The organism is Enterococcus durans, from assembly GCF_002277935.1.
GTDB classification, from domain to species: domain Bacteria; phylum Bacillota; class Bacilli; order Lactobacillales; family Enterococcaceae; genus Enterococcus_B; species Enterococcus_B durans.
Map to the genome: position 1 here is coordinate 1,335,491 of NZ_CP022930.1, position 15,763 is coordinate 1,351,253.

Annotated in this window: 15 protein-coding genes; 9 read left to right on the forward strand and 6 right to left on the reverse strand. The window is 38.4% G+C overall.

Annotated elements, in window-relative coordinates; all coding sequences use genetic code 11:
- Positions 1-114 precede the first annotated feature (114 nt).
- Positions 115-1,767: a hypothetical protein gene (locus CJZ72_RS06405; RefSeq protein WP_081133820.1), complete on the reverse strand. Its 1,653-nt coding sequence runs from the start codon at positions 1,765-1,767 to the stop codon at positions 115-117.
- A gap of 281 nt (positions 1,768-2,048) precedes the next feature.
- Here CJZ72_RS06405 and CJZ72_RS06410 point away from each other — a divergent pair, with 281 nt between their 5' ends.
- The gene (locus tag CJZ72_RS06410; RefSeq protein WP_232509794.1) at positions 2,049-3,128 is read left to right on the forward strand and encodes a class C sortase; all 1,080 of its coding nucleotides are present in this window, start codon (positions 2,049-2,051) and stop codon (positions 3,126-3,128) included.
- Between the two features lie 248 nt (positions 3,129-3,376).
- Here CJZ72_RS06410 and CJZ72_RS06415 read toward each other — a convergent pair whose 3' ends face one another.
- Positions 3,377-3,916, reverse strand: a complete 540-nt coding sequence (locus CJZ72_RS06415; protein ID WP_095443695.1) for a phenolic acid decarboxylase — start codon at positions 3,914-3,916, stop codon at positions 3,377-3,379.
- A gap of 103 nt (positions 3,917-4,019) precedes the next feature.
- On the opposite strand from CJZ72_RS06415, the gene CJZ72_RS06420 reads away from it, so the two are divergent.
- The gene (locus tag CJZ72_RS06420; protein ID WP_081133823.1) at positions 4,020-4,559 is read left to right on the forward strand and encodes a PadR family transcriptional regulator; all 540 of its coding nucleotides are present in this window, start codon (positions 4,020-4,022) and stop codon (positions 4,557-4,559) included.
- Positions 4,560-4,636: 77 nt separating this feature from the next.
- Here CJZ72_RS06420 and CJZ72_RS06425 read toward each other — a convergent pair whose 3' ends face one another.
- The gene (locus tag CJZ72_RS06425; RefSeq protein WP_081133824.1) at positions 4,637-5,116 is read right to left on the reverse strand and encodes a MerR family transcriptional regulator; all 480 of its coding nucleotides are present in this window, start codon (positions 5,114-5,116) and stop codon (positions 4,637-4,639) included.
- A 137-nt stretch (positions 5,117-5,253) separates the two neighbouring features.
- Here CJZ72_RS06425 and CJZ72_RS06430 point away from each other — a divergent pair, with 137 nt between their 5' ends.
- The 3 genes from CJZ72_RS06430 (at position 5,254) to CJZ72_RS06440 (ending at position 7,924) form a co-directional block, all read left to right on the forward strand.
- A complete protein-coding gene (locus CJZ72_RS06430; protein ID WP_005875452.1) occupies positions 5,254-6,726 on the forward strand; it encodes an MDR family MFS transporter in 1,473 nt (490 codons plus the stop codon).
- A complete protein-coding gene (locus CJZ72_RS06435) occupies positions 6,723-7,433 on the forward strand; it encodes a DUF4811 domain-containing protein (RefSeq protein ID WP_081133825.1) in 711 nt (236 codons plus the stop codon). Before CJZ72_RS06430 ends, CJZ72_RS06435 begins: the two co-directional genes overlap by 4 nt.
- A 203-nt stretch (positions 7,434-7,636) precedes the next feature.
- Entirely contained in the window at positions 7,637-7,924 is a 288-nt protein-coding gene (locus CJZ72_RS06440) for a DUF1905 domain-containing protein (protein ID WP_016177278.1), read from the forward strand.
- Positions 7,925-8,007: 83 nt separating this feature from the next.
- Here the strand turns inward: CJZ72_RS06440 and lpdD are convergent, their stop codons facing one another.
- From lpdD to CJZ72_RS06455, 3 genes are all read right to left on the reverse strand, one after another.
- On the reverse strand, positions 8,008-8,427 hold the full coding sequence (lpdD, locus tag CJZ72_RS06445; RefSeq protein WP_081133826.1) for a prenylated flavin chaperone LpdD: 420 nt from the start codon (positions 8,425-8,427) through the stop codon (positions 8,008-8,010).
- 1 nt (position 8,428) lies between these two features.
- Positions 8,429-8,998, reverse strand: a complete 570-nt coding sequence (locus tag CJZ72_RS06450) for a UbiX family flavin prenyltransferase (RefSeq protein WP_081133827.1) — start codon at positions 8,996-8,998, stop codon at positions 8,429-8,431.
- A gap of 119 nt (positions 8,999-9,117) precedes the next feature.
- Positions 9,118-10,593, reverse strand: coding sequence for a UbiD family decarboxylase (locus CJZ72_RS06455; protein ID WP_095443696.1), 1,476 nt, complete (start codon positions 10,591-10,593; stop codon positions 9,118-9,120).
- 169 nt (positions 10,594-10,762) lie between these two features.
- Between CJZ72_RS06455 and CJZ72_RS06460 the strand changes: the two genes are divergently transcribed.
- The 4 genes from CJZ72_RS06460 to glpK all read left to right on the forward strand — a co-directional run bounded on the left by CJZ72_RS06460 (position 10,763) and on the right by glpK (position 15,762).
- Positions 10,763-11,065, forward strand: a complete 303-nt coding sequence (locus CJZ72_RS06460) for a hypothetical protein (protein WP_081133829.1) — start codon at positions 10,763-10,765, stop codon at positions 11,063-11,065.
- Positions 11,066-11,402: 337 nt separating this feature from the next.
- Positions 11,403-12,701 (forward strand): NAD(P)/FAD-dependent oxidoreductase, encoded by a 1,299-nt coding sequence (locus CJZ72_RS06465; protein ID WP_095443697.1) that lies wholly within the window; start codon positions 11,403-11,405, stop codon positions 12,699-12,701.
- Positions 12,691-14,151, forward strand: a complete 1,461-nt coding sequence (locus tag CJZ72_RS06470) for a helix-turn-helix domain-containing protein (protein ID WP_081133831.1) — start codon at positions 12,691-12,693, stop codon at positions 14,149-14,151. Before CJZ72_RS06465 ends, CJZ72_RS06470 begins: the two co-directional genes overlap by 11 nt.
- 114 nt (positions 14,152-14,265) lie before the next feature.
- Entirely contained in the window at positions 14,266-15,762 is a 1,497-nt protein-coding gene (glpK, locus tag CJZ72_RS06475; RefSeq protein WP_005875467.1) for a glycerol kinase GlpK, read from the forward strand.
- The last annotated feature ends 1 nt before the right edge of the window (position 15,763 follow it).

The window sequence follows — 15,763 nt, forward strand, 5'->3', positions numbered from 1 at the left end:
CGTCCGAAAGGCAGGTTTTTCGGAAATTAAAAAAAAACGAGCAATACAAAAAATGTATTGTTCGTTTTTTTTCTCTAATTTCTCATAAACGATTTTTGTCTCGACCTCATTTTTTTATGAATGTATCCGACTTCTAATAAACATGATGAATAAAATCAGCCAACCAATGAAGGTCAACCCGATGATGAAATAAAAGAAGAGCGGCAAGTCATAATATAAGGTGATCTCATTGATACCATTATGCTGTTTGACGATTGGCGTACCGATGTCTGTCAATTCATAATCTGTCAAAGGTTTGCCGTTTTGCAACAATACTGTACGGTCGTAAACAATAACTGGTAAATGGACTGTTTTCTGACCGTTATTTTTCCACTTGATCGTTAAACGTCCGTCAGGGTGTGTTTTGATGAAGGTTGTTTCACCTTCTAGTATTTCTTCATTGTAACGATCGTATTTATTGGCTGTGGTGTCTTTATAAATCGGTAAATAATCAGGTGTTGTCTTTTGGAAGACGAATAAGCTCGTTGACATGTCTTGGCTGTAAAATGTTTTTCTGGCTTGTTCTGGTGTATCGAATAAATAAGTGTGACGGCTGACAAACGTCTCAGATTCCCATCTGTCTAAATGTTTGTATAAGTTTTGAAGCGTTTGGGCTGAAGCAACCAGTAAAAACAATACGCTAAGTGTCCGATACCACGTTTTCTTTTCCCAATGGTTCAGTGCAAGTGCCAAAAAGAGTAAGAAGAGTAACGTAAATGGCACAAAAAAGCGAAATGGAAATTGGATCAAGCTGATAAAAGGCACCTGTTTTTCTACTAAAGTGGTCCAAGGAATCAGACTTGTTGATAGTAAGAAAAAGACGATACTTGAACGAAGTAGTAACTTAGTGAAAGGATCATATCTACGTCGAAACAGTAAGAATAATAAGAAACCAATAAATAGAATCAATGAGAAGATTTTGGGATAGGTCAACCAGTAGCTTCCATCCAAGTTGATTGCTTTTTGACTCATCTCACGATTCACGAAAGGCGGCAGTATTTTGTTGCCACTATAGACTAGGGCTAAACCACCCCAAATATTCGCAGTCAACACGAAATAGAGCAAGACTGATTTTCCTAATTGCAACAAAGCTTTTCCTTTTTCATTCTGATCAAAGAAATAGTAAAGATAAAAAGGAACATACATCAGTGCCAGCATCACAGAAGACAATAAATGGATCTGAGTCATCAATGCAATCGAGGCAGTGACCTTAAGAACGGGAAAGCGTCGGTGGACAACAAAATCCACCATTGGAATCATACATAAGGGATAAAAACAAGTACCCCAACTAGTAAAGCCTTGATTGACAGCCCAATATTGGATCGAATAAGTTGTCATGAACAAAACAGAAATAGGCACACTTACCCAGTTTTTGACGTGAACATATTTTAGTAAAGTCAGCATCGACCACCCAGAAATCAGGAAAAGAATAAAATTAGATAAAATTTGGTAATGGAACCAACTACCTGAGAGTAAGACGATCAATCCTTGGAAATAAGCAAATAATGGACCATAGACAGCATTTACGATCCGTCCACTTTGTTGAAATCCATACATAGAAGGGAAATAATGGAAATCCCAATTGGCGAACTGTTCGGCTGCATCGTAGAACCGATTGTAGTGAAATGGGGCATCCGCTCCAATAACTAACTTATGTGTAAGGATATTTGGCAGAATAAATAAAATTGCGAAAAGCAAAATTGTCAAATACGGAACATATTTTTTCAATTTTTCATACTCCTTTTTATAGATTAGTTAGCTTCATCATAAAGCTTACGGAAAATTGAGGCAAGAAATTAGAAAATATATGAAAAAGCTTATGAATGTTACAAGAAATTATCAAGTGATTTTACACAGAGAAGAAGTGTTTTTTTATCAATAAAAAATAAGAATCGGCTTTTCGTTTCCATTTATCCATTAGACATTTATAATAAAAGAAAAAGGGGGATGAAGGTGAGTCTGAGTTGAAGAAAAAAAGATTAGTCTTTCAGGTGTTCTTGCTAATATGTATGTTGATAGGTTTGTTGATCACCCTCTATCCATTCTATAGCGACTCGCTGAACGGTTTTATCGATCAAAAACGAATTGAGCAAGCACAACAAATATCTATAAAGAAAAAAGAAAAATTAAAAGCACAGATGCAAGAAGAAAATCAACGAAAGGTAGAAGCTGGTCTGGCTCCCGGAGTTGATCCCTTTGACAATCAACTGACCGATACACATTCATCTGCCCAGCTTATCGGAGCAGTCCATATTCCAAAAATCAACGTGAATGTTGCATTATATGATACCTTGAACCAGCGAGTTCTTGAAAAGGGAGCAGGTGTATTACAGGGCACTTCTTTTCCATTGGGAGGTGTGCCATCCCATTCTGTGATTTCTGCTCACAGTGGTCTCTCAACGAGGCGACTATTCACTGATTTAGGAAAGTTAAAAAAAGAAGATCTTTTTATTTTAACTGTGTTGGGAGAAAAGTTAGCATATAAAGTTAGCACTATCCAAGTAGTAGAACCTGATGATACATCTGGGATCAAACTGGAAAATGAGAAGGATATCGTCACGCTGTTGACTTGTACACCGTACATGATCAATTCGCATCGTTTATTAGTCACTGGTGAACGAGTTCCTTATAATGAAGAAGTCCAAGCAATAGAAAATGATGGAGCGAGAAAAAGTCAACTGATCCATCTATTGATTCTTTTAGGAGTTGCCTTACTTGTTGGAATGATCATTTATAGTATTTTTCGTACAGTGTATCGTTTCCTGTTGAAGAAGCGGCTATTTGATTTTACGTTCATACTCTTGGATAAGAAAGGGACCCCGATAGGCAATCAACGTTTTTGCGTGAAAAAGAAAAAAGCAGTCCTCCATCACGGCGTTCCTTTGGAAGGGATTACGAATGAAGAAGGCCAGCTTACTTTTACGCAGCTTAAGGGGGATTCTTACTGGCTAGTTCCTATGGAGGAACCAAACCAACGAGTGAAATTTGGAGTCACACGCTTGAACCAGCAACAGATGCTATTTATAAAACGACACAAAAGAATAAGGACTTTGGATAATGAAACGAATCGTTATCAGATCAAAGAATAAACGAGTAAACTTAAACTTTGACTGACTTGATTGTTGGGATCCTGACAAAAATATCAGAAGAGTAAAAAGAGGTTGGGACAGAAGTGTTTAACTCCGAGAAATAAGCCGAAGGAGTTGCTTCTGCTCCCACCGTTTATTCGTTTTTAAAGAATGAGACAAAAGTGTTTCTTACTTTTGTCCCACGCCCTTTTTTGAGTAGTGAGATCAAAGTGATTTTTACTTTTGATCCAACCAAACTACATAATCGCTTATTTTACACGTTTGTAATTTTCGTCAAAGTATCTGCCTTCACGGATATCTACAGGCATACCTTCATAAGGTTCTTCGCTGATGACATCTTCATTATCTACGCCAGCATCGCCCATGTAAGTGATCGTGGCAAATTCTGGTACCAATAATTTTGGATAAGTTTCATATTTTTCACGAGCAGCTTCCATTTCAGCGATGTGTTCATTTTGGAAAGTTACAGTGATTTCTGGATGTTCTTCGACCCATTTAGGGAAGAAGATCGTGCCGTGTAATTTCTTTTCATTTGGCATAAAGTCTAATGCAACATCTGTACCTGTTGGTTCAGTCCAAGTAATTTTAAATACCCCGTCAGTTAATTTTATGATGTCTGCTTCTTGATCTTTGACCCAACGTCCTTTAACCATCCCACCGTGGATACGGTAATCGACAGTATGGTCATTTTTTGCATACCATTCATATTCCCAACCATTGTCATATGTGTAGATAAAATGTGTACCGATAAAATCTTCTAATTCTTTAAACTCTTTAAATTCTTTCATGCCTAAGCATCTCCTTTTAATTTAAAACATGTAATAAACTACATGTTTTTGATTACTCATTTATGATAGAATGAATTGAATGATTTGTCAAGGAGGAAGACTGATGGCGAGGAAAAACACATTGCGCTATATTTTATTAGGGTTGCTGAGCAAGAAAAGCATGTCAGGATATGAACTGAATCAATCATTTAAAAATGAAATCGGTGAGTTTTGGCAAGCGAAACATAGTCAGATTTATCCAGAACTGGCAAAAATGGAAGAACGGGGAATCATCGAACATGAAGTTGAAATAACTGGTATGAAATTGGAAAAAAAGATTTATCGATTAACAGAAGAAGGAAAAATATTATTAAACGAATGGATCCATACGCCTACGAATGAATTACCAGTCAATCGGGATGAATTTGTGTTAAAGCTGTACTTTGTTAAAGACGTCAATGATCCGGCACTGAGAGAGATCATTGAACAGCAAAGAGATCTCCATGAAGAAAAGCGTGTCCACCTATTAGCAAGAAAAGCAGTGATATTCCCTACAGAAAAGGAAAAACATGAGAACTACGGGCATTATCTGATTCTTTCACATGCAATCAATCGTGAAACAGAATATACCAATTGGTTGACCAATGTATTAGAAGAAAAATGAAAAAAATGTAGCTGATGAGAAAGCCACATCCAACAACTGGAGGAAGGCTAGGCCATCAACTACATTTTTTTTGACTTCTATGAATAAAGGTCAGTTATCAATTGTTTTACATCTGTTTTTTCACCCACAGGCAAAACTTTATACGTTAGTTCATCTGTTTCTTCATCATGAATGATATAGATCTGTGCATCTTCTTTTTTGAAATCTCCAATCAAGAGGACGGTATAACGTTCATCGATCAACTCGATTTCCTTGATTGCTTTTGAGAAAACCTTTCTGACGTGATGCATTTTCTTTTGACGGATCGTTGCTTTTTCCGCGGCTTTCATCAAAGTATAGCCTTCATCTAAATAAAGTTTGATCATTTCAACTTTTACGACTGTTGGCAAACGATATTTTCGAGGACAATTGCTATCTGCTGAGATGGAGTCTATCAATCCTTTTTGTTCCCAGTAACGTAATTGTCGAGGAGAAACCCCGACGAGTTCACTTAATTCACTAATTCCGACTAGTAATTGATCATTTTCTAACAATCGTTTGAGAGAAGCACCAACCATTTTAGTCACTCCTTTTGTCCTTCCTGTTTCCTCCATTATACTTTCATTAACTTATGTGTCAAGTAGGTTGACAAACACAAAAAATAGGACTAAAGTATTCTAGTGGTTTCAGAAAAAATTCAGAAAGAAGGAGAAATATGAGTAAAAATCAACCCGTAGATATTTACGGCAAACCATATAATCGGACACTTTTAGTCGTTGTCTTATTAATTGGTACGTTTTGTACGGTTTTGAATCAGACATTATTAACAACAGCTTTCCCTACATTGATGAAAGCTTTCGATATTTCTGCTTCAAGCGTACAATGGCTTACAACCGGATTCCTATTAGTTAACGGAATCATGATTCCAATCACAGCTTGGTTGATCAATAAGTTTAGTTCAAGAAACTTATATCTTTCAGCTATGTCCATTTTCTTGATTGGAACAATTACTTGTTTTGTTGCACCAAACTTCAGTACATTATTGATTGGACGTTTGATCCAAGCATGTGGTGTAGGGATCTCAATGCCTTTATTACAAAACATTATGTTATCCATCTTCCCACCAGAAAAAAGAGGGTCAGCAATGGGGATGTCAGGGATCGTTATTGGACTAGCGCCTGCCTTAGGCCCAACTTTATCAGGTTACATCATTGATAATTATCATTGGCGTGATCTTTTTGGTATGGTTTTACCAATCGTCGTTTTAGTTTTAGTGTTGGCATTCTTCTTAATGAGAAGCGTGATTCCTCTATCTAATCCAAGTATCGATATTTTATCAGCTATTCTTTCAACTATTGGATTCGGTAGCTTACTTTACGGATTCTCAAGTGTTGGTGACGCTGGTTGGGGCAGTGCCAAAGTAATTGGTTTCTTGATCGTAGGTGTCGTATTTATTGCATTATTCGCATGGCGCCAACTTCATTTGGAAAATCCATTCTTGGAACTACGCGTATTCAAATCGTCTACCTTTACAATTGCGGCTGTATTGGCTGGAGTAACAAACATGGCCATGGTGGGTGCTGAAATGGTTGTACCTCTATATATCCAAAATATTCGTGGTGAATCAGCATTCCATTCTGGTTTGATGCTATTGCCAGGTGCTTTGATCATGGGGGCAATGATGCCGATCACTGGAGCCATTTTTGATAAATATGGAGCAAAACGTTTAGCGATTATCGGGATGTTCATCTTAACCGCTGCGACAGCGCCGTTTGCATTCCTAACAAAAACAACACCAGTCTTATATATCGTCGTTCTTTATGCAATCCGCATGTTCGGTATCTCAATGGTTATGATGCCAGTTACTACATCTGGTATGAATGCTTTACCAAATAAATTGATCAGTCATGGTACGGCAGTAAACAATACGTTCCGCCAAATTGCCAGCTCGATCGGTACAGCTATTTTGATCAGCGTATTGACGAATGTGACAAAAGACAACCTTCCAGGTAAATCAGTATTGAATAGCACACCTTTAGCTTATAAAGATCAAGCAATCAATGCGACATTATCAGGTTACCATGCAGCCTTCATTGTAGCAATCGTCTTTGGAATCATCGGCTTCTTGATTGCCTTTGCATTGAAGAGAAAAGAACCTGTTCAAACGAAAGCGGGGGATAAAGCATGATAATCGCAGTATTGATCATTAGTTTAATCGCCTTTGCAGCTACAAATGTATTTGCAAAAAAATCATGGCAAACATTCCTATCGTTGGTTTTTGGTTTGATTTTTGTTGCTTCATTGGGTTTGATCGTTGCTAACCTTTCGAACCACTTCGGAATGGAAAGAGTAACAGAAACAAAAACAACGAAAATCGTTTCTAGTGCAAAATCTGACAATGCCAATATGCTTTTATATAAAGCATTAGGGGATGGAACAGAAAAGGTTTATCTTTACCGCACCGATGAAGATCAAAAGAAACCAAAAGCGACTGGTACCGATAATGAAACAAATAAAGTAGAACAAACAAGTGGTGAAGCAGAGAAAGTATCGAAAACCACTTATTGGGAATACAAAAATGACATGTACAAATTCTGGTTCAATCTAGCAGATAACAATCATGAATACGACAAACGTGTCAATACATTCAAGATTCCAGCCGACTGGATCGAATTAAGTACAGATCAAGCAGCAAAATTAGCTGAACTAGTGAAACAACAACAAAGCACAATGGCAAATGATGCTAAAGCTTATGTGCAAGAAGGTATTGTTAAAGCGATGACTGAAAATCCAACGATGAGTCAAGAAGAACAAGCAAAATTAACAAAAGACTTAGCCGCAGATTATCAAAAACAAGCTTTAGCGAAATTAGTAAAAGAAGCTAAAGGGGAGTAATCTCTTAACAAAAGGTACAATTCAAAAAGAGGTACTACTTCAAAGTTTCAATAAAAAAGCCGGATCATCTCAAAGATAACGAAAGTTATTATGGATGGTTCGGCTTTTTTTGTTACATACTTTAAAGATCCGTCCTTTAGCGTTGGGAGTGATGATCTATCTCTTTTTTTGGTATACTAAAATAAAAAAAGTAGGAGAAAGCAATGGGAAAAACATATTCTTTTGAATCACTTATTTATTCTTCGGAAGTTGGTAAGGGAGGCGCATACGTTGTTTTTCCTTATGATATCAGAAAAGAATTTGGCGCAGGACGAGTCAAAGTCCAAGCAATGTTTGATGGAGTTTCATATGAAGGTAGTATTGTGAATATGGGTGTGAAAAGGGAAGATGGCAGTATTTGCTATATCTTAGGTATTCGAAAAGACATTCGCAAGAAAATCGGAAAAGACATCGGTGATCGTGTAAATGTAACAATAGAGCTGAGAGAATAAAACTGTAAACTAAAAAACAGATTGGTAAGCAACTGAACAGTCAGTATTTCTGTTTTGGTCTGCTAGTGCCAATCTATTTTTAGTTAGGATGGTTTTTCTCCATTGGTATAATAAAGAGGTTTTTTGTTATCGAAATGATGGTTCTGCATCCAAGCTAACATTTGCTGCCCCAAACTTTCTGCCATGGAAAAAGAGGCATGGATCTGTGCATTCGTAATGTGGTCCACATGGACACCTGAAGTGATAATGCAATTCCCTGGTAGTTCATCTTTAATGATAGCAAGGAGCGATTGTGCTAAGACATCATCTTTATGGAAACGACCATCATGGCTAGGGAAACGAATCGTTTGCGCTTTTGTCTCTTTAGAAAAAGTGGTGACTGTCCCAATATGTGCTACATTGCCACCAGTAATCGTTATCAGTAAATCTTTGCCGATAACTTGTACATTTGCTTGCATCGTATAAGCTTCTTGTGTGACTAAAAATCGTTTGATTTCCTCCATCTTACTCACCTTGCCAACGTCTTGAGGTGTCATTCTCGATACCAAATTGATCTAGTAATTTCATTGTATGATGATCCACAAGGTCTTGGATCGTTTCAGGATGATTATAAAAAGCAGGGATTGGTGGAATGATTTGAACGCCAAGACGTGCTAATTTTGTTAGATTTTCTAGGTGAATCGCATTCAACGGCGTTTCTCGAGGAACGAGGACTAATTTTCTTTGTTCTTTCAATGTCACATCGGCTGCGCGAGCAATCAGATTCTCTCCTAAACCAATAGATATACCTGCAATTGTTTTCATGCTCGCAGGAACGATGACCATACCGTCTGTTAAAAAAGAACCACTTGCTACAGCTGCTCCTAAGTCTTTGTTCGAATAATGATAATCAAATAGGTCTTCAAATTCATGAAGCGTCATATCTGATTCCAATTTTAAATTTTCTTTTGCCCAAGTGCTGATAATACCATGTGTTTCGACTAATGGATTTTCTTTTAATTTTTTTACAAAATTGATTGCATAAATGATACCAGAGGCGCCACTTACACCAACTACGATTTTTTTCTTTTTCATTTGGATCGTTCCCTTCTATTTTTTAGTATTAAAGGAAAATACCAATCGGCTCTCTCATCAAACAAGATCAATGAGAGAGAACCAATCGGTAAGGACTCTTAAATGACGTATCATCAGACTTAGTTTAAATAGTCTTTCCAGTTATCTACTTCTTTGAATTGCGCACGGATAAAATGCTCTTTCATGTCGAATGGCACGGTGCCATCGAAGATTGTTTTTGCGCTCATCCCGCGGAAGCGTATAACGCCAGGGTTGTATTGTGGTAACTCTGAAGGGTCGAGTGGATGATTTCTCATACCAGGAATCACGATGATATCTTTATCTCCTTGGAAACGAGTGTTGAATGTCCACATAACGTCGTTCATATCAAAGATATCGACATCTTCATCAACTAAAATAACTGTTTTTAATTCTTTGAAGGCGGACAATGCAAGGATCGCTGCTTGGCGTTGGATTCCTTCGTCAGCTTCATTTTCTTTGCGGATTTGCATGATTGTCATCAATTTGCCGCCTCCAGCTGGTGGATTGTAAACATTGACGACTTTACCAGGAATCGCTTTATCCACAAGTGCTAGAATACTTGCTTCAGTAGGGATGCCAGCCATAGAAACATGTTCTTCGCTTGGACCAATCGTTGTTTGCATGATTGGATTATCTTTGCGGTGAGTAATGGCTTTTACTTTAACGACATTCACAGCCGGATTTGCATCACCTGTATAACCAGGAAACTCGGGCATTGCTTTTCCTGAGTTCATGTTGATATCTTCTTGCATTGTTTTGTTAGGCATGATTTCTGCTTCAATAATGAATTCTGCGCGGGCAATTCCGACTTCGTTTACTGCAACACCGTCAACGAGTTGAATGGGTTCATTACGTAAAGCACCTGCACACCATAGTTCATTGTAGCCAAGAGGAGTGGTAGGTGGTTCAAAAGTTGTTCCGATGGCAATCGCTGGATCTAATCCAATATTGATCGTAATAGGCATTGGCTGATTCAAGGCTTCAAATTGTTTTTGGAAATGGCCGATGTGACGCCCGCCAGGCATAATGTACATGCCAATTGTATCTTTATCTTCCAAAACCATGCGATGGATAGTTACGTCACTCATTGTTTTTTCAGGATCAGAACCTAAAACAACGCCCATTGTGATATATGGACCAGCATCTTCGGGTGTATTTTTTGGAGCAGGTAAAATGTTGCGGATATCGAAATCTGCGTCTGTTGCAAGGTGGACAACTTCTTGTGCAGGGGCATCCGCTTTGTCTACTTTCACTGGTTTAAGGGGATGCTCAACGGCATCTTTTAAGAAGCGTCCCAATGTACGATAATCATGGTGTAAGATTTGACCAACACGTTTGCGGCTAGCCATTGTTCCGATGTTTACTCGTTTTCCAGGAAAGCCTTTGATGTTGTTGAAGGTCATTGCAGGACCTTCTTGTGTGGGACGTTTGACCGTACCGCCAGCACCAATATAGCGATATACACCAGATAAATCTGCTTCTGGATCAATTTCAAGATCCGTTTCATGGTATTGTCCAGGAAGAGTTTTTAGTTCTTCGATGACTTTTCTTAAGTCATAGGGTTGTTCTGTCATTTGTATTTCCTCCTTTTTTTCTTTCCTTCTTTATAGTACGAGCCTTAGGGCAGTGAAACAATTCAAGTTATGAAGATTTCTATTCCATAGTGGAATGGATACGCATTTTTATCATTCGATAGTCTGTGATACAACTGAAAGAAAACGATTACAAAGGAGTGGAGAGGAAATGACGGAACAATTTCCAAAAGCAGTACGTGCTGAAAATCTAGCGAATGTTTTAAAAGTTGAATTTGAGGATGGCTCAACGAAATTCATACGTACGCATTGGGTCGGAGATATGACCGATTCCTTGCAATTCGGAAAACGTGGTAAAGGAAAACGAAAACTTCTGTTAACAGTTAGTCGAAATATGTGGATCGGTTCGAACATCACTATTGAAGATGATGGAACAGTGGTTCTAAATGGAAAGGATCGCTATACACCAGAAGAATTATGGCGTGACGGAAGCAGCTCAATGGCAGAATTATAGTGAACGAGTTAGAAAGTCAGGAGGTGGAAGAAGTACATAACGTTTTTGAGAAGTAACAAGTTAGGTAAAACATCCAGGTAAAGTGTACGGGGAAAATAGCCTATTTAAGGATATGAGTGCTAAAAAAGACGAACAATCTGACGTTTACTACGAAAAAGATTGTTCGTCTTACTTTATTTTTTGGAATAACTTCGGTGTTTTTGGTATGTGAGTATTTTTTAGGTTTGCTTCATCTTTCGTGATAGAGGGGGAATTCAGCGGTTACTGAGTACATTTTTTGAAACATTTGCTGTTACATGATACCCTTCAATTAGGGTGTTAGAAAAGAGGGAAATGAATGAGAGTCGTGATCGTTGGTGGTTCCTTTGCAGGAATCCACACTGCAATGGCACTGCGCAAGCATTGTCCGGATAGTGAAATCATATTGATTGAAAAACAGGCGAAGATAGGTTTTATCCCCAGTGGAATCAACTTGCTTTTGAAAAAAGAAATCACTGAGGAAAAGCAGCTTTACTGGATGACAAAAGAAAAAATGGAAGCGTTCTACAATGTGGATGTGCGAATCAATACAGAAGTGGCTTCGTTAGGGACAACGACGAACACGCTTATTTTGCAAAACGGTGGCCAGTTGACTTTTGATCACTTAGTCATCGCTACAGGGTCGAACCAACAATTCAAAACGATCAGTACAGAAAGTGAATTGATCCGTTCGGTGAGAGATGCTCATTTAAAGGAACCTTTAGAAGAAAAAATCGCACAAGCACAAAAGGTAGCTATTGTTGGTGCCGGTCAGGTGGGTATTGAACTGGCGGAAGGATTGGTGGGTCAAAATAAGCAGATCCACTTATATGAAAGCCGAAAAAATTTGTTGTTCCGCTATTTTGATCCTGAAATGGTTGCCCCGTTACGTGAAGAACTGGAAAAAAGAAAGATTCCTGTCTTCTTGAACGAGCAGGTCCAATCGTTGGTGGAATCTGAGTCAGTGACAGTCACTACGGATCAGCGAAAAGAACGGTATGATCTGGTTTTATTGGCAAACCACACAAGACCAGATAACCGACTTTGGCAAGAAAAATTGAAACTAAATGATGACGGAACGATCTGGGTGGATGATTACTTACAAACTTCGGCAAAAAACATTTACGCAATTGGTGACACGATCCAGGTGACTTTTCGTCCGACAGAAGAAAAAATGTACGTGTCACTGGTAAATAATGCGATACGCACGGCACATATCGTTAGTCGAACGATCAGTGATAAACCAACGAAAGATCCGGGAACCTATCGTCCAGTGGGCAATCATTGGTTTGGCTACTTTCTAGGAAGCGTAGGGATAACAGAAGAAGAAAGTATTTTTTATCCCCAACAAATCACAAAAGAGTATCTAACAACTCAGGTTTCTGCTACGGATCATCAGCCAGTAAAGATCAAGATCATCCAAAATGAACAGCAACAGTTAGTTGGTGCGCAGCTTCAAAGCAAAGGCAATATTTTCCATCTGTTGGATCAATTTACGCTAGCAATCGAAGAAAGCTGGACATTGGAACAACTTGAGGAACACGAATTATTCTTCCAACCGGAATATCGGATGCCGATCCCTTTTACAAAGGTGGTTGAAGACACCCATGAAGATTGAACAATTATTGGAAAAAAAAGAACAGTTACAAGTCTTGTTGTTGCGAGAACTTGTGTTGCAAGGTGGCAAGGCCTCTAGCAGTGAACTAAGGGAGAAAGTGAATCTTTCTAAATCAGCCTTTGACCAGTATCTGGAAGATATTGAATGGATCGGCTCGATGATGCGCAAGAAAGTAGAAGTCAAAAGAACAGAGTTTCAAGTTATCCTTGAGTTAGGTGATGACACGAGTTTAGAACAGATATGTCTATTCTTGCTTCAACAAAGTTTGAAATTCAATTTGCTCACATATCTTTTAGAACATCAACAAGCGTCGATCGTTCGTTTAGCCACTGCATTCAATATCAGCGAATCTTCTGTTTTTCGCAAAATCAAAGAATTGAATCATTTATTGAAAGAATTTTCTCTTCAAATCAAAAATGGACAAATCTATGGGGAAGAACTACAAGTTCGGTACTTTTATTATGTCCTCTTTCAATTCATCCCAGAATCTCAACGACCTCTTTTCTTACAGAATACACCGGAAAAACGACCATTGATCCTAGGGTTGGAACGTTCGGTAGAAACAACTTTTTCAGCGGATGCATCAATAAAAATTGCTTGTTGGTTAGGAATCACGAGGAAACGACTAATGAGTGAAAAGACGACGTTCAAAACGTTGAAAACAAGAAAAACACTTTATGAGATTGATCGGTTGTACCAAGTGATCGATCCAGTCCTTTCGCTTTATCTAAGTCGAACTGCGGCTGACTTGAGTAATTATGAAACACTCATGTTCTACAGTTTTTTTGTGTCATTTGCAGTATTGGATGAGGAACACTTTTATCAGTATGATTTGACGCGCAGCAAAAAACTGCCGACTGCTGTCTTGGATACATATATCCGAGAAACAATGTTGTGGCATTATCGGCCCAGACGTCTAAAAATAAAGGAAGAAAAGGCTGTGGGTTATCAACTGGCACAAATCAATAATGAACTGTATTTTTTTGACGGGCATATGCTGATCTACGATCAAGAACATCTATTGGCACAACAAAAAAAGATGTTGGGACACTCCCTCAGTCAGTTACTAGAACGGCTAAAAGAAACAACCATTGAACAATTTTCTTCTAAAAAATTTGACGAGACACAATTAGAATATTTGATGATCCAATATGCGAATGTTTTGATGATGATCGATTTTTACATTGCCAAGTCTGTCAAAATCGGGATCGATATCGACACATTGCCGATTTATCGAATTGCGTTCCAACAATTTTTACTTAGAGAACTTAAAGGGATCAGTGGAATCGATATTGAAAATGTGCGTGCAGACAAATCCTATGATCTAGTAATCACTTTTAATCAAGAAAAACAAAATCAACACTATTATTATTTATCAGAGTTTGCTTCAAACTATGATATCAAAAGGTTAAAACAGAAAATTGAGCAAGAGAAAAAAGCTAAAAATTAAGAAAACTGTCAAAAAAAGTCCAAATCGCTATTTTTTTGGCAGTTTGTTTTAAATAAATGGGTGTAAGATAAAAGCAGATTAAGAAAGCGTTTGCAAAAAATGGAGGAGATTATAATGACTGAATCAACGTATATCATGGCCATCGACCAAGGGACAACTAGTTCACGAGCAATCATCTTTGACAAAAAAGGGAGACATATCGGCAGCTCACAAAAGGAATTTACACAATTCTTTCCTAAAGAAAGTTGGGTAGAACATGATGCCAACGAAATTTGGAATTCTGTTCAATCCGTCATTGCGGGAGCATTTATTGAATCTGGGATCAAGCCGAATCAAATTGCTGGGATCGGTATTACGAATCAGCGTGAAACGACTGTCATTTGGGAAAAAGACACAGGCCGTCCCATCTATCATGCAGTTGTATGGCAATCTCGTCAATCTGCCGCTATTGCGGATAACCTCAAAAACGAAGGCTATCAAGAATTTTTCCATAAAAAAACAGGCTTAGTGATCGATGCTTATTTTTCAGCGACAAAAATTCGCTGGATTTTAGATCACGTAGAAGGAGCGCAAGAACGAGCAGAAAAAGGCGAGTTACTTTTTGGAACAATCGATTCATGGTTGGTTTGGAAATTAACAGATGGACAAGCCCATGTGACCGACTATTCAAATGCGAGTCGAACAATGCTATTCAATATCCACGATCTTGATTGGGATCAAGAAATACTTGACCTATTAAATATCCCACGAGTGATGTTACCGAAACCAACTTCGAATTCTGAAGTTTACGGCTACACGCAAGGTTATCACTTTTATGGTAGTGAAGCGCCAATTTCTGGAATGGCAGGGGACCAACAAGCAGCTTTATTTGGTCAAATGGCATTTGAACCAGGAATGGTCAAAAATACGTATGGAACTGGTTCATTCATCGTCATGAATACAGGGGAAGAACCGCAATTATCTAAAAACAATTTATTGACGACGATCGGTTATGGGATAAATGGCAAGGTTTACTATGCACTTGAGGGGAGTATTTTTGTAGCTGGGTCATCGATCCAATGGTTACGTGACGGCTTGCAAATGCTCCAAAAAGCGAGTGACTCGGAAGAAGCTGCGAAACGTTCTACGAGTGACGATGAAGTCTACGTTGTCCCAGCTTTTGTAGGTCTAGGCGCTCCATATTGGGATCAAGCTGCTAGAGGTTCGATGTTTGGTTTGACGCGTGGCACAACAAAAGAAGACATCATCAAAGCTACCTTACAGTCAATCGCATATCAAGTAAGAGATATCATTGACACGATGCAAGATGATACAGGAATCAAAATCCCAGTGCTGAAAGTAGATGGCGGCGCAGCAAATAATGAATATTTGATGCAATTCCAGACAGATATCTTGAATGTACCGATCCAAAGAGCGGAAAATTTGGAAACTACGGCATTAGGTGCTGCTTTCCTTGCTGGTTTGGCTGTCGGTTACTGGAAAGACACAGATGAAATCAGAGAATTTTATGAAGCTGGTAAAATGTTTGAAGTCGAAATGCCAGAAGAACGAAGAGAAAAACTATATAGTGGCTGGAAAAAAGCAGTCGCTGCTACACAAGCATTTGAGTAAA